This is a genomic window from Enterobacter sp. RIT637, from assembly GCF_019718755.1.
GTDB lineage: Bacteria > Pseudomonadota > Gammaproteobacteria > Enterobacterales > Enterobacteriaceae > Enterobacter.
This window is the reverse complement of record NZ_JAIHAZ010000119.1, coordinates 1-581: the sequence shown is the minus strand read 5'-3', so window position 1 is coordinate 581 and position 581 is coordinate 1. Positions and strand designations below refer to the sequence as shown.

Below are 581 nucleotides of genomic sequence, written 5' to 3'. Positions count from 1 at the left end.
TCAATCGTCAGGTTAGCCACGCCGATTCGGGCCATTACCGCTTCCGCCGCATCGAGAATGCTGTCGGTACTGATCTCTTTTCTGCGTCCCATCATTCACCCTATTTATTTAAACATCCGGTCGGATATTAATTGCATTACGTTTGCCGCGCAACAGATATCCTGAAGAGAACAGAAGGTTAGGGATCAGCAAAACACGAGAATCTCAGGCGGTGAAAGCGATGCGGCGTCGCGCTCAAATGTTTGGTGCAGGAAGGTGATCAAGAGCATCCACCCCTCTGTAAAAACGTGTTGCATTTTACTGATCAAAAACCCTGGTGAATCACTCCCGGCTAGCTACGCTTAAACAGGTAACCGATATCGGGAGGGGTTATGCTGACTCATTCTGAAGCCAAACGGTGGGCATCGATAATGCTGAAATCGGCATTATGCGATGGTATGAATACTGACGAGATTTCCCGACAGGTACACCTGGTCTGCGATCATCACGGGCGAGAGTGTCTTGAGGAGTTAATTGAGGAAATCTTAATTGAAGCAGGACGAATAGGGCCTAAGCACAGCAATGGCGAAATTCACCATCAC

At 48.4% G+C, this 581-nt stretch carries 1 protein-coding gene; it reads left to right on the top strand.

The annotated features are described in order from the left end of the window. Window positions 1-371 precede the first annotated feature (371 nt). Window positions 372-581, top strand: a 210-nt coding sequence (locus tag K5E19_RS23520) for a hypothetical protein (RefSeq protein WP_100780543.1), incomplete at its 3' end; no start/stop codon positions are given.